This is a genomic window from Mesorhizobium shonense (genome assembly GCF_040545255.1).
Lineage (GTDB): Bacteria > Pseudomonadota > Alphaproteobacteria > Rhizobiales > Rhizobiaceae > Mesorhizobium > Mesorhizobium shonense.
On record NZ_JBEPLM010000016.1, the window covers coordinates 73,432 to 90,543 of the forward strand.

Consider the following 17,112-nt stretch of genomic DNA (forward strand, 5'->3'; position numbering starts at 1 on the left):
CCGCCCCGTACAATGGCAGCTGCTTATGCAAAAGTCATCATATAACCTGATGATTTTTGTATGTTGACATTATCTCCGGCCGATCTACCAATAAGCCAGCCTGGGAGGAGCCGAGTGGCAGCACTGAGCGATCCGGACCTGCTGTTCGCGCCGGAAACGCGGACGCTGGCTCGCGCCCTTTATGCCGCGGTGAAGGACCTGCCGATCGTCAGTCCGCACGGTCATACGGATCCGCGCTGGTATGCGCTCAACGAGCCGTTTCCCGACCCGGCGCAATTGCTGATCGTGCCGGACCATTACATTTTCCGCATGCTGTTCAGCCAGGGCGTGCGGCTGGAAGAGCTCGGCGTGCCGAGGCTCGACGGCTCCCAGGTCGAAACCGACGGTCGGGTGATCTGGCGGCGCTTCGCGGAGCATTATTATCTGTTCCGCGGCACGCCGACCCGGCTCTGGCTCGACCATGTGTTCGAGCATCTGTTCGGCATCGACGAGCCGCTTAGCGCAAGCACCGCCGACCGCCACTATGAGACGATCGCGGCGCTGCTCAGCCAAGACGACTATCGGCCGCGGGCGCTGTTCGAGCGCTTCAACATCGAGGTCATCGCGACGACCGAAGGCGCGCTCGACGACCTCAAATGGCACCGGATGATCCGCGACAGCGGCTGGAAGGGCCGCGTCGTCACCGCCTACCGGCCGGACGCCGTGGTCGATCCCGACTTCGAAGGGTTTTTGGCCAATCTCGATCGGCTCGGCGAGATCACCGGCTGCGATACCGCCACATGGGCCGGCTATCTCGACGCGCACCGCCGGCGCCGCGCCCATTTCAGGGAGTTCGGCGCCACCTCGTCGGATCACGGCCATCCGACGGCCGAGACCGCCAATCTCTCCGACGCCGCGGCGCAGCAGCTGTTCAACCGAATCCGCCGCGGCTCGGAAGATGAGCGCGAGCGAAAACTGTTCCGCGCCCAGATGCTGACCGAAATGGCCAAGATGAGCCGTGACGATGGCCTGGTGCTGCAGATCCATCCCGGATCATGGCGCAATCATTCGCCGGCTGTTTTCCAGGAATTCGGCCGCGACAAGGGCTTCGATATCCCGACGAGGACCGACTATGTGGCGGCGCTGAAGCCGCTGCTCGATTGCGTCGGGCTGGAGCGCGACCTGACGATCATTCTGTTCACCCTGGACGAGACGAGCTATGCGCGCGAGCTGGCGCCGCTCGCCGGCGTCTATCCGGCGCTGAAGCTCGGGCCGGCCTGGTGGTTCCACGACAGCCCGGAAGGCATGCGCCGCTTCCGCGAGATGACCACCGAGACGGCGGGCTTCTACAACACCGTCGGCTTCAACGACGACACGCGCGCCTTTCCGTCGATACCGGCGCGCCACGACGTCGCCCGCCGCGTCGACTGCGCCTTCCTGGCGCGGCTGGTCGCCGAGCATCGGTTGCGCGAGGAGGAGGCGCATGAGCTGGCGCGCGAGCTTGCCTACACGCTTGCCAAGAAGGCGTACCGGCTCTGAGCCGGCCGCCAGGGTTTCAAAGGGAGGAAGTCATGTCGCATTTTTCGAAATTGACGGCGGCCACATTGGCCTTCGGCTCGCTGCTGATCGGCATCGCCAACGCCGAGACGGTGCTGCGGTCGTCGGACACGCATCCGGACGGCTATCCGACCGTCGAGGCGGTCAAATATATGGGCGAGCTGATCAAGCAGCGGACCAACGGCCGCTATTCGATCGAAGTCTACCACTCGGCACAGCTCGGCGAGGAGAAGGACACGATCGAGCAGACACAATCGGGCGTCATCGACCTCGACCGCGTGTCGATGGGGCCGTTCAACGGCATCGTTCCGGAAACCGCGGTGCCGTCGCTGCCCTACATGTTCCGCTCGGTCGAGCATATGCGCCACGTCATGGACGGGCCGGTCGGCGACCAGATCCTGAAGGCTTTCGAGGCGCATGACCTCGTCGGCCTCGCCTTCTACGATTCCGGCGCACGCTCCTTCTACAACACAAAAAAGGACATCGCCTCGATCGCCGACCTGAAGGGCATGAAGTTCCGCGTCATCCAGTCGGACGTGTTCGTCGACATGGTCAACGCGCTCGGCGCCAACGCCACGCCGATGGCCTATGGCGAGGTCTATTCCGCCCTGCAGACTGGCGTCATCGACGGCGCGGAGAACAACTGGCCGAGCTTCGAATCCGCCAAGCACTACGAGGTCGCCAAGCATTACACGCTGGATCAGCACCAGATCGTGCCGGAAGTGCTGGTGATGTCGAAGGCGAGCTGGGACAAGCTGTCGCCGGAAGACCAGACGATCGTCAGGCAGGCGGCCAAGGACAGCGTCGTCAAGATGCGCGAGCTGTGGGACGCGCAGGAAAAGAAGTCGCGCGACATCGTCGAGAAGGCCGGCGTCAAGGTCAGCGAGATCGACAAGCAGCCGCTGATCGACGCCATGAAGCCGGTCTATGACAAGTACCTTTCGACGCCGGAGCTGAAAGATCTGGCCGCCCGCATCCAGGCGGCGAAATGACCAGCACCGACGATAGGCCCAGCGGCGCGGATGCTTCCGCGCCGCCGTTGGCGCGACCAGGCGGCACGGCATTCTGGCTGCGTGCCGAGCGATTGCTGTCGGGCTTGGCAACGCTGGCGCTGTGGATCAGCGGCGCCGGGCTGACCTTGATGACGATCATCATCACCTGGCAGGTCTTCTCGCGCTATGTGCTCAACCGCTCGCCAAGCTGGACCGAGGCCTCCTCGGTGCTGCTGATGGGCTGGTTCATCTTTCTCGGGGCTGCGGTCGGCGTGCGCGAACGCACGCATCTCGGTTTCGACGTGCTGCTCTATTTCCTGCCGGCTTCGGCAAAGGCGGTGCTGCGCACCATCTCCGACATCGTCGTGCTGGCGTTCGGCGGCGGCATGATCGTCTACGGCATCCAGCTTGCCAGGCTGACCTGGGGCACGGTCATGCCGTCGCTCGCCCTGCCTGGAGGCGTCGGCTTCCTGCCGGTGATTTTCGGAGGCGCGCTGGTCTGCCTGTTCTCGCTCGAGCGGCTGGCGGGGCGCTTCGCCGGGCTGCCCGTCGATGTCGACATCCATGCCACCGGCGAGGAGATGTGAGCCATGGCCTTGACCGTGCTTTTCGGCACCTTCGTCTTCCTGCTGATCATCGGCACGCCGATCGCGTTCTGCCTCGGAGTGGCGAGCTTCGCGACGATCATCGTGCTCGGCCTGCCGCCGGTGGTGGTTTTCCAGCGATTGAACTCCGGCGTCAGCGTCTTTTCGTTGATGGCCATTCCGTTCTTCATCTTCGCCGGCGACCTGATGGTGCGCGGCGGCATCGCCGCTCGCCTGGTGGCGCTGGCCGGCTCGGTTGTCGGGCATCTGCGCGGCGGCTTGGGCCAAGTCAACATCGCCGCCTCGACGATGTTCGGCGGCATCTCCGGCTCGGCGGTGGCCGACGCATCGGCCGTCGGCGGGCTGATGATCCCGCAGATGAAAGCGCGCGGCTACGGCATCGACTATGCCGTCAACATCACCTCCGTCGGCGCCATCATTGCCTTGCTGATCCCGCCGTCGCACAACATGATCATCTACTCCATCTCGGCCGGCGGCCGCATCTCGATCGCCGATCTGTTCACCGCTGGCGTCATACCGGGCCTGCTTCTGGCGCTGTCGCTGATGATCACGGCCTATCTGGTCGCAAGCCGGCGCGGCTATCCGACCGAGCCTTTCGCCGGTTTCGGCCGGGCGCTCCAGCTGCTCTTCGGCGCCATTCCGGGCCTCATCCTGATCGGCATCATCTTCGGCGGCGTCCGATCCGGCATTTTCACGGCGACCGAAAGCTCCTGCATCGCCATCGTCTATGCCTTCCTGGTGACGCTCATCATCTACCGCTCGATGAGCTGGAGCGACTTCGTCGCCGCCACCACCGCGGCGGTGCGCACGACGGCGATGGTCTTGATGATCATCGGCTGCGCCGCCGCCTTCGGCTGGCTGCTCGCCTATCTGCGCGTGCCGGCGGCGCTGGTCGCCTTCCTGCAGGAGATCTCCAGCGACAAGCTGGTCATCCTGCTGTTGATCAACGTCGTGCTTTTGATCCTCGGCACCTTCATGGACATGTCGCCGCTGATCATCATCACCACGCCGATCTTCCTGCCGGTGGTCATGGCTTACGGCGTCGATCCGGTGCATTTCGGCGTCATCCTCATCCTCAATCTCGGCATCGGGCTCTGCACGCCGCCGGTCGGAGCCGTGCTCTTCGTCAGCTGCGCCATAGGCCGCATTCCGATCTGGACGGCGATGCGGTCGATCTGGCCCTTCTACGGCGCGGCCTTCGCGGTGTTGATGCTTGTCACCTATGTGCCGGCGATATCATTGTGGCTGCCCAATCTTTTCCACTAAGGGGCCTTTTCCATTAGGAGTGATCGAGGTGGCCGATAGCACAACGGATCTCAGGGTCGAACGGAAGCCGAAACTGTCGGAAACGGTGGTCGCGGCGATCCGCAAGCAGCTCCTGGCGGGCGAGATGCCGCCTGGCCACAAGCTGCCGACCGAGGGCCAGCTGACGGAGACCTTCGGCGTCAGCCGCACCGTTATCCGCGAGGCGCTGGCCAAGCTCGCCGCCGACGGCCTTGTCGAGGCGCGGCAGGGCGCCGGCGTCTTCGTCACCGAGCACATCTCCACCACGCTCGGCGTTCTGGCCGCCGATATGGGGGCCAAGGATTCGATCGCGCTCAACGTGCTCGAGGTGCGGCTGGCGATCGAGATCGAATCGGCCGGCCTTGCCGCCATCCGCCGCAACGCGGCGCAGGAGGCGGCGATCCAGGAGGCCTTCTTCGAGTTCGAGCGGCTGCTGCTCGACAGCCAACCGACCGGCCCGGCCGACCTCGCCTTCCATCGGGCGATCGCCAGCGCCACCAACAATCCGTTCTATGTCGAGATGCTCGACGTGCTCGGCCGCCGCGCCATCCCTTGCGACGTCACCTCGCCCTGGTCGACGGAGCTCGTCCAGTCCGACGACTACCAGCGCGGCCTGCAGCGCGAGCATCTGGTGATCCTCAACGCGATCTCGGCGGGCGATGCGAACGCCGCGCGCGAGGCGATGCGGGCGCATCTCACCGCCAGCCAGCAGCGCTACCGCGAGCGCCTGCAGGCGCGGCAGGCCTATTACGCGAAGTCGGTGGCGGCGGCATCGACCGGATGATCATTCGAGCAGGATAGATGGACCAGAAACACACCGAATTCTCCGCGCGCTTCGCCATCGACCCCATTGCCGCGGCGGCGATGGGAACCGACGAGCTGCGGCACAATTTTCACATCGAGGGGCTTTTCCAGCCCGGTCTCGTCAGCCTGACCTACACGCATTATGACCGCATGATCGTCGGCGGCGCCATGCCGGTCGATAAGGTCCTGCCGCTGGAAGCGATCAAGCCGACCGGCACAAAGGCATTCCTCGACCGCCGCGAGCTGATCGCAGTCAACATCGGCGGCGCCGGCACCGTGACGGCGGATGGCCCGCCTTATGAGATGGCGGCGCGCGACATGGTCTATCTCGGCATGGGCACTGAGCAGGTGTCGTTCGCTTCGGCCGATCCGGAGAAGCCGGCCAAGTTCTATCTGCTGAGCGCGCCGGCGCATCAGGTCTATCCAAGCCAGCTGATCCGCATCGGCGACGCCAGGCGGCTCGACCTCGGCAGCCAGGCGACCAGCAACGAGCGCTCGATCTTCCAGTTCATCCATGCCGACGGCGTGAAGACCTGCCAGCTCGTCGTCGGCATGACCCAACTCGCGCCCGGATCGGTCTGGAACACCATGCCTTGCCATGTGCATGATAGGCGCATGGAAGCCTATCTCTATTTCGACCTGGCCGAGGACGCGCGCGTCTTCCATTTCATGGGCGAGCCGGACGAGACGCGCCACATCGTCATGCGCAACGAGGAGGCGGTGCTGTCGCCGGGCTGGTCGATCCACTCGGGCGCCGGCACCTCGAACTATGCCTTCATCTGGGCCATGGCCGGCGACAATGTCGACTATACCGACGTCGATCCGGTTACGCTGGACCAGCTCAGGTGAGCGATCTTTCGGCTTTCAGCCTCGCCGGCAGGCGCATCCTCGTCACCGGCGCCAACACCGGCATCGGCCAGGGCATCGCCGTGTCGGTGGCGCGCGCCGGCGGCGCCGTCGTCGGCGTCGGCCGCTCGGCGATGGATGAGACGGCGGAGAAAGTCGCAGCCGTAGGGGGACGTTTCGAAGCGGTGGCCGCCGATCTCGGCGACCCGGCCAAGGCGGCCGCCACGCTCGACCGGATCTGGGACGAGAGCGGACCACTCGATGGGTTGGTCAACAATGCCGGCATCATCCGGCGCGCCGATGCAGTCGACCTGACCGACGCCGACTGGGACGAGGTGATGGACATCAATCTGAAGACGGTGTTTCGGCTCTGCCAGAGTTTTGCCAGGCGCGTGCTGGCGGAGCCCGGGCGGCGCGGCAAGATCGTCAACATCGCCTCGGTGCTTAGCTTCCAGGGCGGCATCCGCGTCGCCTCCTACACGGCCTCGAAACATGGCGTGCTCGGCCTCACCCGGCTGCTCGCCTGCGAATGGGCGCCGAAGGGCGTCAACGTCAACGGCATCGCGCCGGGTTATATCGAGACCAACAACACCGAGGCCTTGCGCGCCGATCCCGACCGAAGTGCCGCCATCCTCGGGCGCATTCCCGCGGCGCGCTGGGGCCAGCCCGAGGACATCGGCGACGCGGCCGTGTTCCTGCTCGCGCCGGCGTCGGACTACATGCATGGCGCGGTGATGCCGGTCGACGGCGGCTGGCTGGCGCGCTGACCATTTCAATTTGCGAACGGAAGCCTGCAATGACCGACATTTTCTCCCATGCGGACGAGAAAACCTGGACGCCGACGCCGGATGGCAACCGGCGACGCGTGCTGGTGCACACGGACGAACTGATGATGGTCGAGTTCGCCTTCGACAAGGGCGGCGTCGGCGCGTTTCATTCGCATCCGCATGTGCAGGCAAGCTACGTCGCCGAAGGCCGCTTCGAAGTCACCGTCGACGGCCGGTCGGAGATCCTGGAAGCGGGAAGCAGCTTCATCGTGCCGTCCAACCTGGTGCACGGCGTCACGGCGCTGGAAGCGGGGCGGCTGGTCGACAGTTTTGCGCCTTACCGGGCAGACTTCCTCGCCTGAGAAGGCCGCTTCGCCAAGGAAAACCCGCGCCTTGAAGGGCGCGGGTTTGTTGCCTGGGGCGCCCGTGGCGCCGCCGCGGTACTCAAACATCGCCGCAGGATGATTACGGTGCCGCAATATGGTGAAGATAGGTTTAACGCGGCCGGCAAAATGACAGCAGCGGCTGTTTAAAGCGCGTCGCGATCCTTCGGATTCGCTCCATGAGCTTTAAACTCTTGATTTGAGCATGTCTTTGTCCCGAAACCGGTCCCACTCTCGGGAGACATGCTTTAGCGCTGCTGCAGCGCCAGTCGCAGGCCCAGCGCGCAATAGATGCCGCCGACCACCTTGCCCTGCCATTTCAACACGGCCGGGTTGCGGCGCAGGAACGAGCCCAGACCTCCGGCGGAGACGGCGAAGACCACCGTGCTGAGGAGACCGAGAAGGACAAAGACGGCGCCAAGGATCATCAGCTGAAGCACGACCGATCCATTTTCAGGCCGCACGAACTGCGGCAGGAAAGCGAGGAAGAACAGCGCCGTCTTCGGGTTCAGCACCTCGGTCAATATGGCTTGGCGGAACGCCTTGCCCGCCGGTATGGGCAAGGCGCTGCCGGCGAGATCGGCCGGCGCCTTCTCGAGGATGGCGCGGATGCCGAGATAAACGAGATAGGCCGCGCCGAGATATTTGATGATGCCGAATAGCATCGCGGAAGCGGCGATGATGGCCGAGATGCCGAAGATCGCCATGACGGTGTGGACGACGTCGCCCGCCGCGACGCCGGCGCCCGTGGCGATGCCGACCTTGGTTCCCGAGCTCGTTGCCCGAGCCACGGTGAGCAACGTGGCAGGCCCCGGGATGAAGACGAAGCCGAGCACGATCGCGACATAGGTCGTCAATGTGGCCAGGTCGATCATTGCCGGTTCCTCCGCTGCAGGCCGGGACAGCAAGCCATCCTTTGCGCGCAAAGGCAATGCGGTATCGATGCGCCCGCAAAACGACGCGTGGCACGGGTTCGGATAGCATTTGGGCGATCTTCTCCTTAAGAAGGTTGCCTCAGCCGAATCCGGGAATCACACTCAATGCAGGCATCGATGGCGGGGCGGACATCGACGGCAGGTCTCTTTGCCGAGGGACGCGATCCGAAACGGACCGTGCTGAAGGACGTTTTCGGCTTCGACGATTTTCGCCCCGGCCAGGCCGACGTGATGGAAGCGCTGCTCTGCGGACGCCACGTGCTGGCGGTCATGCCGACGGGCGCCGGCAAGTCGCTCTGCTACCAGGTTCCGGCGCTGGTCCTTGGCGGGCTCACCATCGTCGTCTCGCCGCTGGTGGCGCTGATGCAGGACCAGGTCGCGGCGCTGCGGCTCGCCGGCGTCGCCGCCGACACGATCAACTCCTCGCTCGACCGCGATGCCAATGTCGCGGCATGGCGCCGCGTCGCGTCGGGCCAGACCCGTCTGCTTTATCTCGCACCGGAGCGGCTGATGACCGAGCGGATGCTCGACGCGCTCGCCAGGCTCGACATCCGCCTGATCGCCGTCGACGAGGCGCATTGCATCTCGCAATGGGGGCCGGCCTTCCGGCGCGAATATGAGGACCTTGCGCGGCTGCGCGACATCTTTCCGAAGGCGCCGATCATCGCGCTGACGGCGACCGCGGACGAGACGACGCGCACGGACATCTCGGCGCGGCTGTTTGCCGATCGCGTCGACACGCTGGTGCTGGGCTTCGACAGGCCGAACATCAGCCTTGCCATCGAGCCGAAGCAGGACAGCAAGCGCCAGCTGCTGCGCTTCGTCGAGCGCCATAAGGGGCAGAGCGGCATCGTCTACTGCCTGTCGCGCCGGAAGACGGAGGCAATGGCCGCCTTCCTCGAGCAGAACGGCATCACCGCGCTCGCCTATCATGCCGGCATGAGCAAGGATGCGCGGGAGGCCAATCAGAACGCCTTCATGACCTTGTCCGGCGTCGTCATGGTGGCGACGATCGCCTTCGGCATGGGCATCGACAAGCCGGACGTCGCCTATGTCTTCCACACCGACCTTCCGGCGAGCCTCGATGCCTACTACCAGGAGATCGGCCGCGCCGGCCGCGACGGGCGGTCGGCCGAGGCGCATATGCTGTACGGCCTCGGCGATATCCGCACGCGCCGCCTGTTCATCGACGACGAAGATGCCTCGCCCGAGCACAAGCGGCGCTCGCACGGCCGGCTGGACACCTTGATCGGCTATTGCGAGACGGCGCAGTGCCGCCGCCAGGTGCTGCTCAGCTATTTCGGCGAAAGCGCTTCGCCCTGCGGCAATTGCGACAATTGCCGCAACCAGACGCCGCGCGCGGACGGCAGCGCCGAGGCGCGCATCATCCTTTCGGTCATCGCGCAGACCGGCGAACGGTTCGGCGCCGCCCATGTCATCGACGTGCTTCTCGGCCACGAGACCGAGAAGGTGCTGGCCAGAGGCCATCAAAACCTTGCCAGCTTCGGCACCGGCGCGGCGCACAAGAGACCTGCCTGGCTGTCGCTGATCCGCCAGCTCGTCGCGGGTGGGTTCCTGATGCCGGACCCGGACGGCTATGGCGGCCTTGCCATTTCCGAAAGCGGCCGTGCGCTCGGCCGCGGCGAGACTGCCTTCGAGTACCGTGTCGAGACGCGGCACCGTTCCCTGCGCAACAAGGCGCGTTCAGCCCAGGGTGCGGCGGCGGCGGGAACGGAAGACTTGGACGCCGCGCTGCTCGCCGCGCTCAAGGCGCTGCGGCTGCGCCTGGCGAAAGAACGCCAGGTGCCGGCCTATGTCGTCTTCTCCGACCGCACGCTGATCGACATGGCCGAGCGCCGCCCGCGCGACCTCGATGCCTTTGCAGAAGTGAACGGCGTCGGCGAGGCCAAGCTCAGGGAGTTCGGCGAGATTTTCTTGAGCGCGATTGCCGCGTATGAGGCCGGAGCCTAGCGCTTTCGATCCGCGACGGAGGAGGTGCAGCCCCGCACGTGAGCGCGTTGCCGCCAACAAGGAAGCACTTTGCTCTCCCTGCCGGCGGCATCCTGTTGCATCGGTCAGCGCCGTCGTCGCGTGGCAGTTCAGGCCGCCACCAGCAGCGCCTCGATACCGTGGCGCTGCATGGCGGCGCCAATCCGGGCAAAGTCGGGCTGCGCCTGCTGCTCGACGGTGCCGATGTCGCGGAAGAAAGCGATCATGGACGGCTCGACGAGCACCAGCATCCGCACCGGCCGGCCGCTGTCGTTAGAGTAATTGTGCGGGGCCCTCGGGCCGATGCGCACCGAAGTACCGGCACCCGCGACGGTCACTTCGGGCGGGCCGCCCGCGCCAAAGTGACGGACGGTGAGCGCGCCTTCCAGCACATAGAACAACTCGGGCGAAGCGTGGCTGTGCGGCGGAGTGCCGGAACCTGGCGGAACCTCGACCTCGATAAGTTCAAGGCTGGAATCGGCGATGCCGCCGAGCAGGCGGATGCGGTCGGCGACGACCCAGAGCGTCTGGGCGGCCTCGGGAGTGGTGACGTTGAAGTTCATTGCTTGTCTCTTTGGTTTGTAACTTCCGCCGGTGAATGACCCGGGGTGACCGCGGACAGGATCACCTCGAGTGCCCAGGATGCGGTCTCGCCGGCCTGGGCGCCGGTGAGACCGCCATAGTCCTTCAGGATCTCCCATGCGGAGGCCGAGAAGAGCAGATGAGCCAGCGCCTCGACCTTCTCGGCTTCGGCGGGCTGAAGAGAGGAAATGGCGGGAGCCAGCGCCCGCCTGAAATTGGCGCGGCGGCCTGCCACGGTGCCCATGCGCATCTCACGGCCAGTCCGCGAATGGAGCGACGAGCGAATCGCTGCGTCGTGCATATCGAACCGGGGGAAGGCCTGCCGGGGGCCGTCGACGATATCCTTGGGGGTCCTCGGGGTCGTAGAGGCTCCTATCCGGGCATTCAGCCAGGGCCAGAAGGCAGCCAGAAGGTCGTCCTTGGTGGCGAAGTGGCGGAACACGGTCCGCCGTTGCACCCCTGCCTTCCGAGCGATCGCCTCCATGCTGATCTCGTCCGCGGCGCTGGCCGAATCCATGAGCTCAAACAGGGCGCAAAGAATCGCTTCATGCGTTTCACGCGCTTTCTCTTCGCGCATGGGGCTGTTGTAGGTGCGGACTTGCGACACGCGGTTGCTCCTAATTGGTGACACTATCTGTGTCATTAAAATCGGCGACTGTCAATTGGTGTCACTTTTGGTGTCGTCAATCGAAATTGAAGAGCGACGCTTCTGCCGCCGCGCGACCTTGGTGCGTTCGCGTCGGCGACTCCAAGCTCAGGGAGTTTGGCAAGATATTGTTGAGCGCGATAGCGGCGCACGCCGAGGCCTTCTTGAAGCCCCAGGTTCCTGTCCGAGATCCGGATGTAAGCCTTGCAGAAGCCCTGCGAATCCGTGAAACCGGTGCCTCCTGCATCCGATCCGGGCGGCGATGAGCGAATATCAGTATTACGAATTCCAGGCGATCGATCGACCACTCAGCGACGCGGATCGCCGGGCTCTGCGCGATCTGTCGTCAAGGGCGCGGATCACGGCCACCAGCTTCACCAATTCCTACGAGTGGGGTGACTTCAAGGGCGATCCGAACGAACTCATGGAGCGCTGGTTCGATCTTCACCTCTACCTGGCGAATTGGGGCTCACGCCGCCTGATGATGAGGCTGCCGACCCGGCTGGTCGACCGGGATCGTCTTGGCACCTTCCTCAGGAACGACGAACATTCCATGTTCAGGATCGCCGGCGAGAATGTCATCTTGAGCATCTGGCGCGACGAGTTGGAGCCCGGGGACTGGGATGACGGCGAGAGTTGGCTGGCGATCCTGTCGCCGCTTCGGGCCGACGTGCTCGCGGGCGACCTCAGGCTGTTTTACCTGATTTGGCTCATGGACGTCGAAATCGAAGCGGTCGAGCCGGACGAACCGGAGCCGACGCCTGGATTAGGACCGTTGACCGACGCGCTCGAAGCCTTCGCCGAATTCTTCTGCATCGACCGGGATCTCCTCCGGGCAGCGGCGGAGCAAAGCTCGGCCCCAGACGGGTTGCTGCCGGAGATGGCCGGGCGAATAGTCGCTGCGATGAGCGATGCGGAGAAAACCAGCCTGCTCGTGCGGATTTTCAATGGCGAGCCGCATGTGCCGGCAGAGTTGCGAGCCTGGGTGCGGGCGCGCTCGGAACTCCAGACGGCAACCTCGCCTGGCGCACTACGCACGGCTGCCGATCTGCTGACCCGCGCCCGTGAGATCCGCCTTGCCCGCGAGCGCGCCGAGGCGGAACACGCGGAAGCGCAGCGGCGACTGGAGGCGGAGTTGGCCGAGAAGGCACGCGAGGTGCGGCTTGAGGTCATTCGCCGCCGGGGCGAAAGCGTCTGGAGCGACGTCGAGGATGAAATCGGGCGACGCAATCCCGCCGGATATGACAAGGCAGCAGCCCTTCTTTCCGATCTCCTGGCGCTCGCAGAAAAACAGGACAGTGTCGAGGAATTCCGCCTCCGGCTTCAATCGATCCGGGAGCGCCATGCCGGCAAGGGCCGTTTCATCGAACGTCTAGCGACGCTGGGATAGGTCCGCGCGGGCCGCCCTCCATTCAATAATGCGCGTAGCCGCTCAACGGGCACCTCTGGGACGCGGGGACCTCAAAGGTACCGTCGATGCCGCTGCAAGTGCGGAACCCGGACTTCCGTCCCGTCGCCTTTGATCTCGGCGCCGGTCGCGGATTGGCTGCTTCGCGCTGCCGTTCACGTCTCGGCTTCGCACGGACGACGGGCTGCGGTTTCTCGGTCTTCTGCGGGGTTGCGCTTTCCTGCTTGGCTACTTCCGCTTCCGAGGCGCGCTGGGCGCGGTAGCTCTTCAGGGCGTCGTCCGTGTCGAGTTTGAGGCGGGCATATTGCTTTGGGGTTAGATAGGTGGTCGGGGGCAACCGGTTTTCTTCCTGCCACCGGCCGATGGCGCGGCGGGTCTTGATGCCGAGGTCGCCGTCGGCCTCGTCCAGGTCGTAACCGGTCGCCAGCAGCCTTTCCTGCAGATCGATCTTTGCCTGGCGATCGAGGCCGATCGCACTTTCCGTCAGCTCGGTCCCAACGTCGGTTTCCGGGTTGGCGGCCGCCGCCGGAGGTTCCGCCGCCGTGGCCGACCGCGACGCGTCGCTCTCGGTGTCGGCGACGACGGGCGGTGTATTGCCGACGACGACCGGCGATTTCTTGAGCTGATCGATGTTGAGGCGGGCGAGGTCGGCGAACGCTCCCTTGGGAAATTGCTGCAGATAGGCTTCGTAGTGCGCGAGCGTGTTGCGCTTCGAGGCTTCGTCCCACACGCGCTGCTCGATTTCCCATCCGCGCGCGTCCGTGCTCGCGGCCGGAGTCTCCGTGGCGGATGGCTGCGCAGCCGGGGCGGCCGGCGGCGGGGCCTCCGGACCGATAAAGACTTCCCGGCCGAGCGAGGCATTGTGCCAGGGCCGCTGGCGCCCGTCGGTTTCGGCCGTCACTTCACCGCGAACCCGGGTCAGCGCGCTCTGGATCTCGACGCCCGGCTCGGCGAGATGCCTGGCCAACGACACCGTGTAGGGACTGTTGGCGCCATTGCCGTCGTAGGACACGGCTCCGGGATCGGTCGCAAAGGCGATCAGCACGCCGCCGCTGCCGACGTCCGCTGAGCTGACATCGATGGGCGCAAGGCCCGGCGCGGTGGTCGAGCGGCTCTTCGGCAATGACGCCGCCAGCGTCCTCGCCAGCGGATTGTCGCGGCAGGCGTCGAGAATGACGATGCCGACGGCCGGGTCCGGCGGAAGGGCCGCAAGCAGCTCGTCGATCTGGATGGTGCGGGTCTTGAGATGCGCCGGAGCCGTAAGCTCGGCGTCGACGGGGATCAGGTAATTCTTGCCGTTCACCTGCATGCCATGGCCGGCGTAGTAGATCAGCGCCGTGTCGGCGTCATACGAGGCCTCGGTGAACTTGTTCAGCCGGTCACGCATTCCGGCATAGTCGAGATCGACGCCTTCGATGACGTTGAACCCCGCCTTGCGCAAAACTTCGGCCATCAGGCGCGCATCGCCGGCGGGATTGGCAAGAGCCGGCGCGTAGACATACTTGCTGTTGCCGATGACCAGCGCGACCCGATTGTTGCCGGCGGCAAGGGCGCTTGCCTGCAGCAGACCGGCTGCGGCCAGGAAAAACAAACCAACAATGGCGGCCCAGAACCTCATCGCGCGCACTTTCAAGTTGCGGCTTTGCCTGCTCGTTCCAGTCGCAATTTCACGTAGGGGATGCCCCTTCCATGAAATTCATAACACATCAGCGCCGTCGAATACGCTTCGCATTGCGCCGTAGGAAAATTCCTGGAGGCAGCGAACTCGCCAAATGAAGCCCGGCACGGCAGGCCAACTGCCGTCCCAGGCGCCACGGCGGTGGGTCGCAGTCCCTGTGGAAACATTCCCTATTGCAATCCGCGAAAGAAGAGGGTTCGATCAAGTGTCCGGGGGAGGACACAAATAAATGAACAGGGGAGTGGTGCGGCTTATTCCAAAGCCGAAAGTTTCCATATTTATCTGTGGTTGTGGCCATACCGGCTCGACCTTGCTTGCCCGGATATTGGCCGCCCATCCCGATGTCTTCAGCGTTCCGCGCGAGACAAGCGCTTTTGTCTCGGAAAAAGGCGCCAGATGGACCAAGCTAAGCTTGCTTTTGCTTGAGGCGGCCATTTCGCGCCGGAACGTTTGGGTCGAAAAGACACCCGGCCATATTCACTATACCCGTCAGATACTCGAGACGATCCCGGGCGCCCGTTTCATCGTCGTCACGCGCGACGGCCGGGATGTCGTGACATCGCTCGGGCAGCGCTACGAGGGCGATTTCGACCGAGCCTTCCAAAGGTGGGTTGCCGACAGCAAGGCCTCGATGCTCTGTGTCGAGCGAGGCGGGGGCATGCTGTGGCGCTACGAGGACTTCATCGAGTCGCCAGCGCTCTCCATCGAACGGCTATGCCGCTTCATGGGCGTGGCTTTCGATCCGGCCATCCTGGACTATCACCAGCATCCCGTCGTCTGGGGACGGGAAAGGAAAGTTCGCACGCCGCATTCCGCCCGCCGTTTGGCGCAGGTCAACCAGCCGATCACCGACTACAGGGGCGGCTGGAGATCGAAGCTGCCCGCGGACGTCGCCTCGCGTTTCGAGGCGGGTGAAGCCCAGGAGCTGATGGCCTATTTCGGATATTGCTGAGGGCGGGTCATCGGGGAGGCGTCGGCCCTCCTTCGCCGAGGCTTCGGAGGACATACTGCTTCGCGCTGAGAAGAATTCGCCGGACTTGTCCTGCGAAGCTCGAAGAGCGAAGCAGGATGGCGGAGAGGGAGGGATTCGAACCCCCGATACCCTTGCGAGTATGCCGCATTTCGAGTGCGGTGCATTCGACCACTCTGCCACCTCTCCGCGAGGTCATGGTCGGCCGTTGCCGGCGCGGCGCACTAGATAACGGCTGACCGCAGGAGTTACAAGGCCCTATTCGACCGATTTCCCGCTTCCGCGAAAAGCGACAGCGCCGCGACAGGCCGAGCTTTGCCGGCAACGTCGCTCAGGGTATCTCAAGGTATGGTCGGCTTGCCTTGACTTCCGCGCAACCTTCGGTTAGGGACAGCCCGCATTCGGCGTGGGGGCTTCTCCGCGCCGCTTGTTTTTTGAACCCGCAGACTGACAAAAAGACGGCCGGACCGCCTGAGGCGGTTCATCGAGGCCGACCGAACAGCGAAAGGCAAAAAATGTTCGCAGTCATCAAAACGGGCGGCAAGCAATATCGCGTCGCCGCCAACGATCTCTTGAAGATCGAAAAACTCGAAGCCAAGGTCGGCGAGATCGTCGAGATCGGCCAGGTACTCGCGCATGGCGAGGGCGAGAACGTCACCTTCGGCGCGCCGTTCGTCGATGGCGCTTTGGTCACGGCGGAAGTCGTTGAGCAGGGCAAGAACCGCACCGTCATCGCTTTCAAGAAGCGCCGCCGCCAGAATTCGCGCCGCAAGATCGGCCACCGCCAGCTGCTGACCACCGTCAGGATCTCCGAGATCCTGCTGGGTGGCGCCAAGCCGTCGAAGAAGGCCGCCGCCAAGCCGGAAGCCAGGGCTGAGGCCAAGGCGCCCGAAGCCAAGGCGGAAGTCGCCGCCGAGGCGAAGGCCGAAGCCGCGCCGAAAGAGACCAAGGCCAAGAAGGAAGCCAAGGCTGAGGCTGCGCCGAAGGAAGAGGCCAAGGCCGCGCCGCTGTTCAAGGCGCCGAAGGGCGAGCCGGACGACCTCACCGTGATCAAGGGCATCGGCCCGGTCGCGGCGAAGGACCTCGCCGAGCAGGGCATCGTCACCTTCGCGCAGCTGGCCAAGCTCACCGACAAGGATGTCGCCAAGATCGACGAGTACATGCCGTTCAGCGCCGACCAGATCAAGGACTGGCGCGAGCAGGCCAAGGAGCTGGCGAAGAAGTAAGGCAGATCCGGCGCAAACGTCGCCGGATCGGACTTGAAACGGAACGCGAACGCGTTCATAAGACCTTTCAAACGCCCTTCGAGGCGTATCGGAGTTAGTTAGATGGCACACAAGAAAGCTGGCGGTTCGTCGCGCAACGGTCGCGACTCGCACTCCAAGCGGCTCGGCGTGAAGAAGTTCGGCGGCGAAGCCGTCATCGCCGGCAACATCATCATCCGTCAACGCGGCACGCAATGGCATCCGGGCACCAACGTTGGCATGGGCACGGACCACACCCTCTTTGCGCTCGAAGCCGGCGCAGTCGCCTTCAACAAGAAAGCCAACGGCCGAACCTACGTGTCGGTAAACCCGATTACCAAAGCAGCGGAGTAGCCGGTTCCGCACCATAACACCGGCGCCCATCTCGGGAACCGGTGTCTGGCCAGGCCAGGAAAAGGATCAGGAGAGATGGGCTTCCATCT

The 17,112-nt window shown here is 64.6% G+C and carries 17 protein-coding genes and 1 tRNA gene; 13 read left to right on the forward strand and 5 right to left on the reverse strand.

The genetic code is table 11. From position 1 onward, the window contains the following. Nucleotides 1–114 precede the first annotated feature (114 nt). Genes uxaC through ABID26_RS29835 form a run of 8 tightly spaced genes read left to right on the forward strand, consistent with a single transcriptional unit; the run spans nucleotide 115 to nucleotide 7,196 of the window. Nucleotides 115–1,518, forward strand: coding sequence for a glucuronate isomerase (gene uxaC / locus ABID26_RS29800; protein ID WP_126097300.1), 1,404 nt, complete (start codon nucleotides 115–117; stop codon nucleotides 1,516–1,518). Nucleotides 1,519–1,550: 32 nt separating this feature from the next. Beyond that, the gene (locus ABID26_RS29805) at nucleotides 1,551–2,528 is read left to right on the forward strand and encodes a TRAP transporter substrate-binding protein (RefSeq protein ID WP_126097301.1); all 978 of its coding nucleotides are present in this window, start codon (nucleotides 1,551–1,553) and stop codon (nucleotides 2,526–2,528) included. Then, nucleotides 2,525–3,115 carry a TRAP transporter small permease gene (locus ABID26_RS29810; RefSeq protein WP_245460173.1) on the forward strand — a complete coding sequence of 197 codons (591 nt, stop codon included), beginning with the start codon at nucleotides 2,525–2,527 and terminating at the stop codon, nucleotides 3,113–3,115. Before ABID26_RS29805 ends, ABID26_RS29810 begins: the two co-directional genes overlap by 4 nt. Nucleotides 3,116–3,118: 3 nt before the next feature. Continuing rightward, nucleotides 3,119–4,399: a TRAP transporter large permease gene (locus ABID26_RS29815; RefSeq protein WP_126097302.1), complete on the forward strand. Its 1,281-nt coding sequence runs from the start codon at nucleotides 3,119–3,121 to the stop codon at nucleotides 4,397–4,399. Nucleotides 4,400–4,427: 28 nt separating this feature from the next. Beyond that, entirely contained in the window at nucleotides 4,428–5,201 is a 774-nt protein-coding gene (locus ABID26_RS29820; protein ID WP_126097303.1) for a FadR/GntR family transcriptional regulator, read from the forward strand. Nucleotides 5,202–5,218: 17 nt separating this feature from the next. Next, a complete protein-coding gene (gene kduI, locus ABID26_RS29825; protein WP_126097304.1) occupies nucleotides 5,219–6,070 on the forward strand; it encodes a 5-dehydro-4-deoxy-D-glucuronate isomerase in 852 nt (283 codons plus the stop codon). Then, nucleotides 6,067–6,834, forward strand: a complete 768-nt coding sequence (gene kduD, locus ABID26_RS29830) for a 2-dehydro-3-deoxy-D-gluconate 5-dehydrogenase KduD (protein ID WP_292302403.1) — start codon at nucleotides 6,067–6,069, stop codon at nucleotides 6,832–6,834. The genes kduI and kduD overlap by 4 nt, the downstream gene beginning before the upstream one ends. A 29-nt stretch (nucleotides 6,835–6,863) precedes the next feature. Continuing rightward, the gene (locus ABID26_RS29835; RefSeq protein ID WP_126097306.1) at nucleotides 6,864–7,196 is read left to right on the forward strand and encodes a cupin domain-containing protein; all 333 of its coding nucleotides are present in this window, start codon (nucleotides 6,864–6,866) and stop codon (nucleotides 7,194–7,196) included. Between the two features lie 269 nt (nucleotides 7,197–7,465). Here the strand turns inward: ABID26_RS29835 and ABID26_RS29840 are convergent, their stop codons facing one another. Continuing rightward, nucleotides 7,466–8,092, reverse strand: a complete 627-nt coding sequence (locus ABID26_RS29840) for a LysE family translocator (protein WP_292344797.1) — start codon at nucleotides 8,090–8,092, stop codon at nucleotides 7,466–7,468. A 165-nt stretch (nucleotides 8,093–8,257) separates the two neighbouring features. On the opposite strand from ABID26_RS29840, the gene recQ reads away from it, so the two are divergent. After that, nucleotides 8,258–10,123, forward strand: a complete 1,866-nt coding sequence (recQ, locus tag ABID26_RS29845; RefSeq protein ID WP_354417321.1) for a DNA helicase RecQ — start codon at nucleotides 8,258–8,260, stop codon at nucleotides 10,121–10,123. 128 nt (nucleotides 10,124–10,251) lie between these two features. Here recQ and ABID26_RS29850 read toward each other — a convergent pair whose 3' ends face one another. Together ABID26_RS29850 and ABID26_RS29855 are read right to left on the reverse strand one after the other, a co-directional pair. After that, nucleotides 10,252–10,704: a cupin domain-containing protein gene (locus ABID26_RS29850; RefSeq protein ID WP_126097308.1), complete on the reverse strand. Its 453-nt coding sequence runs from the start codon at nucleotides 10,702–10,704 to the stop codon at nucleotides 10,252–10,254. After that, entirely contained in the window at nucleotides 10,701–11,330 is a 630-nt protein-coding gene (locus tag ABID26_RS29855; protein ID WP_126097309.1) for a TetR/AcrR family transcriptional regulator, read from the reverse strand. Before ABID26_RS29855 ends, ABID26_RS29850 begins: the two co-directional genes overlap by 4 nt. 301 nt (nucleotides 11,331–11,631) lie before the next feature. Between ABID26_RS29855 and ABID26_RS29860 the strand changes: the two genes are divergently transcribed. Further along, nucleotides 11,632–12,759 carry a hypothetical protein gene (locus ABID26_RS29860; RefSeq protein WP_126097310.1) on the forward strand — a complete coding sequence of 376 codons (1,128 nt, stop codon included), beginning with the start codon at nucleotides 11,632–11,634 and terminating at the stop codon, nucleotides 12,757–12,759. Nucleotides 12,760–12,781: 22 nt separating this feature from the next. Here the strand turns inward: ABID26_RS29860 and ABID26_RS29865 are convergent, their stop codons facing one another. Next, complete coding sequence (locus ABID26_RS29865; RefSeq protein ID WP_126097311.1) at nucleotides 12,782–14,395, reverse strand: caspase family protein; 1,614 nt, start codon at nucleotides 14,393–14,395, stop codon at nucleotides 12,782–12,784. 289 nt (nucleotides 14,396–14,684) lie between these two features. On the opposite strand from ABID26_RS29865, the gene ABID26_RS29870 reads away from it, so the two are divergent. Then, the gene (locus ABID26_RS29870) at nucleotides 14,685–15,407 is read left to right on the forward strand and encodes a sulfotransferase family protein (RefSeq protein ID WP_126097312.1); all 723 of its coding nucleotides are present in this window, start codon (nucleotides 14,685–14,687) and stop codon (nucleotides 15,405–15,407) included. A gap of 117 nt (nucleotides 15,408–15,524) precedes the next feature. Here the strand turns inward: ABID26_RS29870 and ABID26_RS29875 are convergent. Further along, nucleotides 15,525–15,614 (reverse strand) — tRNA-Ser (locus ABID26_RS29875). A gap of 326 nt (nucleotides 15,615–15,940) precedes the next feature. On the opposite strand from ABID26_RS29875, the gene rplU reads away from it, so the two are divergent. Together rplU and rpmA are read left to right on the forward strand one after the other, a co-directional pair. Next, entirely contained in the window at nucleotides 15,941–16,651 is a 711-nt protein-coding gene (gene rplU, locus ABID26_RS29880; protein ID WP_126097379.1) for a 50S ribosomal protein L21, read from the forward strand. A 102-nt stretch (nucleotides 16,652–16,753) separates the two neighbouring features. After that, nucleotides 16,754–17,023 (forward strand): 50S ribosomal protein L27, encoded by a 270-nt coding sequence (rpmA, locus tag ABID26_RS29885; RefSeq protein WP_126097380.1) that lies wholly within the window; start codon nucleotides 16,754–16,756, stop codon nucleotides 17,021–17,023. Nucleotides 17,024–17,112 lie beyond the last annotated feature (89 nt).

Excerpts from the sequence above, each read along its gene's own strand:
- ABID26_RS29805 (WP_126097301.1), top strand. The coding sequence starts at position 1,551 with ATGTCGCATTTTTCGAAATTGACGGCGGCCACATTGGCCTTCGGCTCG.
- ABID26_RS29810 (WP_245460173.1), top strand. The coding sequence starts at position 2,525 with ATGACCAGCACCGACGATAGGCCCAGCGGCGCGGATGCTTCCGCGCCG.
- ABID26_RS29815 (WP_126097302.1), top strand. The coding sequence starts at position 3,119 with ATGGCCTTGACCGTGCTTTTCGGCACCTTCGTCTTCCTGCTGATCATC.
- kduI (WP_126097304.1), top strand. The coding sequence starts at position 5,219 with ATGGACCAGAAACACACCGAATTCTCCGCGCGCTTCGCCATCGACCCC.
- ABID26_RS29835 (WP_126097306.1), top strand. The coding sequence starts at position 6,864 with ATGACCGACATTTTCTCCCATGCGGACGAGAAAACCTGGACGCCGACG.
- ABID26_RS29840 (WP_292344797.1), bottom strand. The coding sequence starts at position 8,092 with ATGATCGACCTGGCCACATTGACGACCTATGTCGCGATCGTGCTCGGC.
- recQ (WP_354417321.1), top strand. The coding sequence starts at position 8,258 with ATGCAGGCATCGATGGCGGGGCGGACATCGACGGCAGGTCTCTTTGCC.
- ABID26_RS29850 (WP_126097308.1), bottom strand. The coding sequence starts at position 10,704 with ATGAACTTCAACGTCACCACTCCCGAGGCCGCCCAGACGCTCTGGGTC.
- ABID26_RS29860 (WP_126097310.1), top strand. The coding sequence starts at position 11,632 with ATGAGCGAATATCAGTATTACGAATTCCAGGCGATCGATCGACCACTC.
- ABID26_RS29865 (WP_126097311.1), bottom strand. The coding sequence starts at position 14,395 with ATGAGGTTCTGGGCCGCCATTGTTGGTTTGTTTTTCCTGGCCGCAGCC.
- ABID26_RS29870 (WP_126097312.1), top strand. The coding sequence starts at position 14,685 with ATGAACAGGGGAGTGGTGCGGCTTATTCCAAAGCCGAAAGTTTCCATA.
- rplU (WP_126097379.1), top strand. The coding sequence starts at position 15,941 with ATGTTCGCAGTCATCAAAACGGGCGGCAAGCAATATCGCGTCGCCGCC.
- rpmA (WP_126097380.1), top strand. The coding sequence starts at position 16,754 with ATGGCACACAAGAAAGCTGGCGGTTCGTCGCGCAACGGTCGCGACTCG.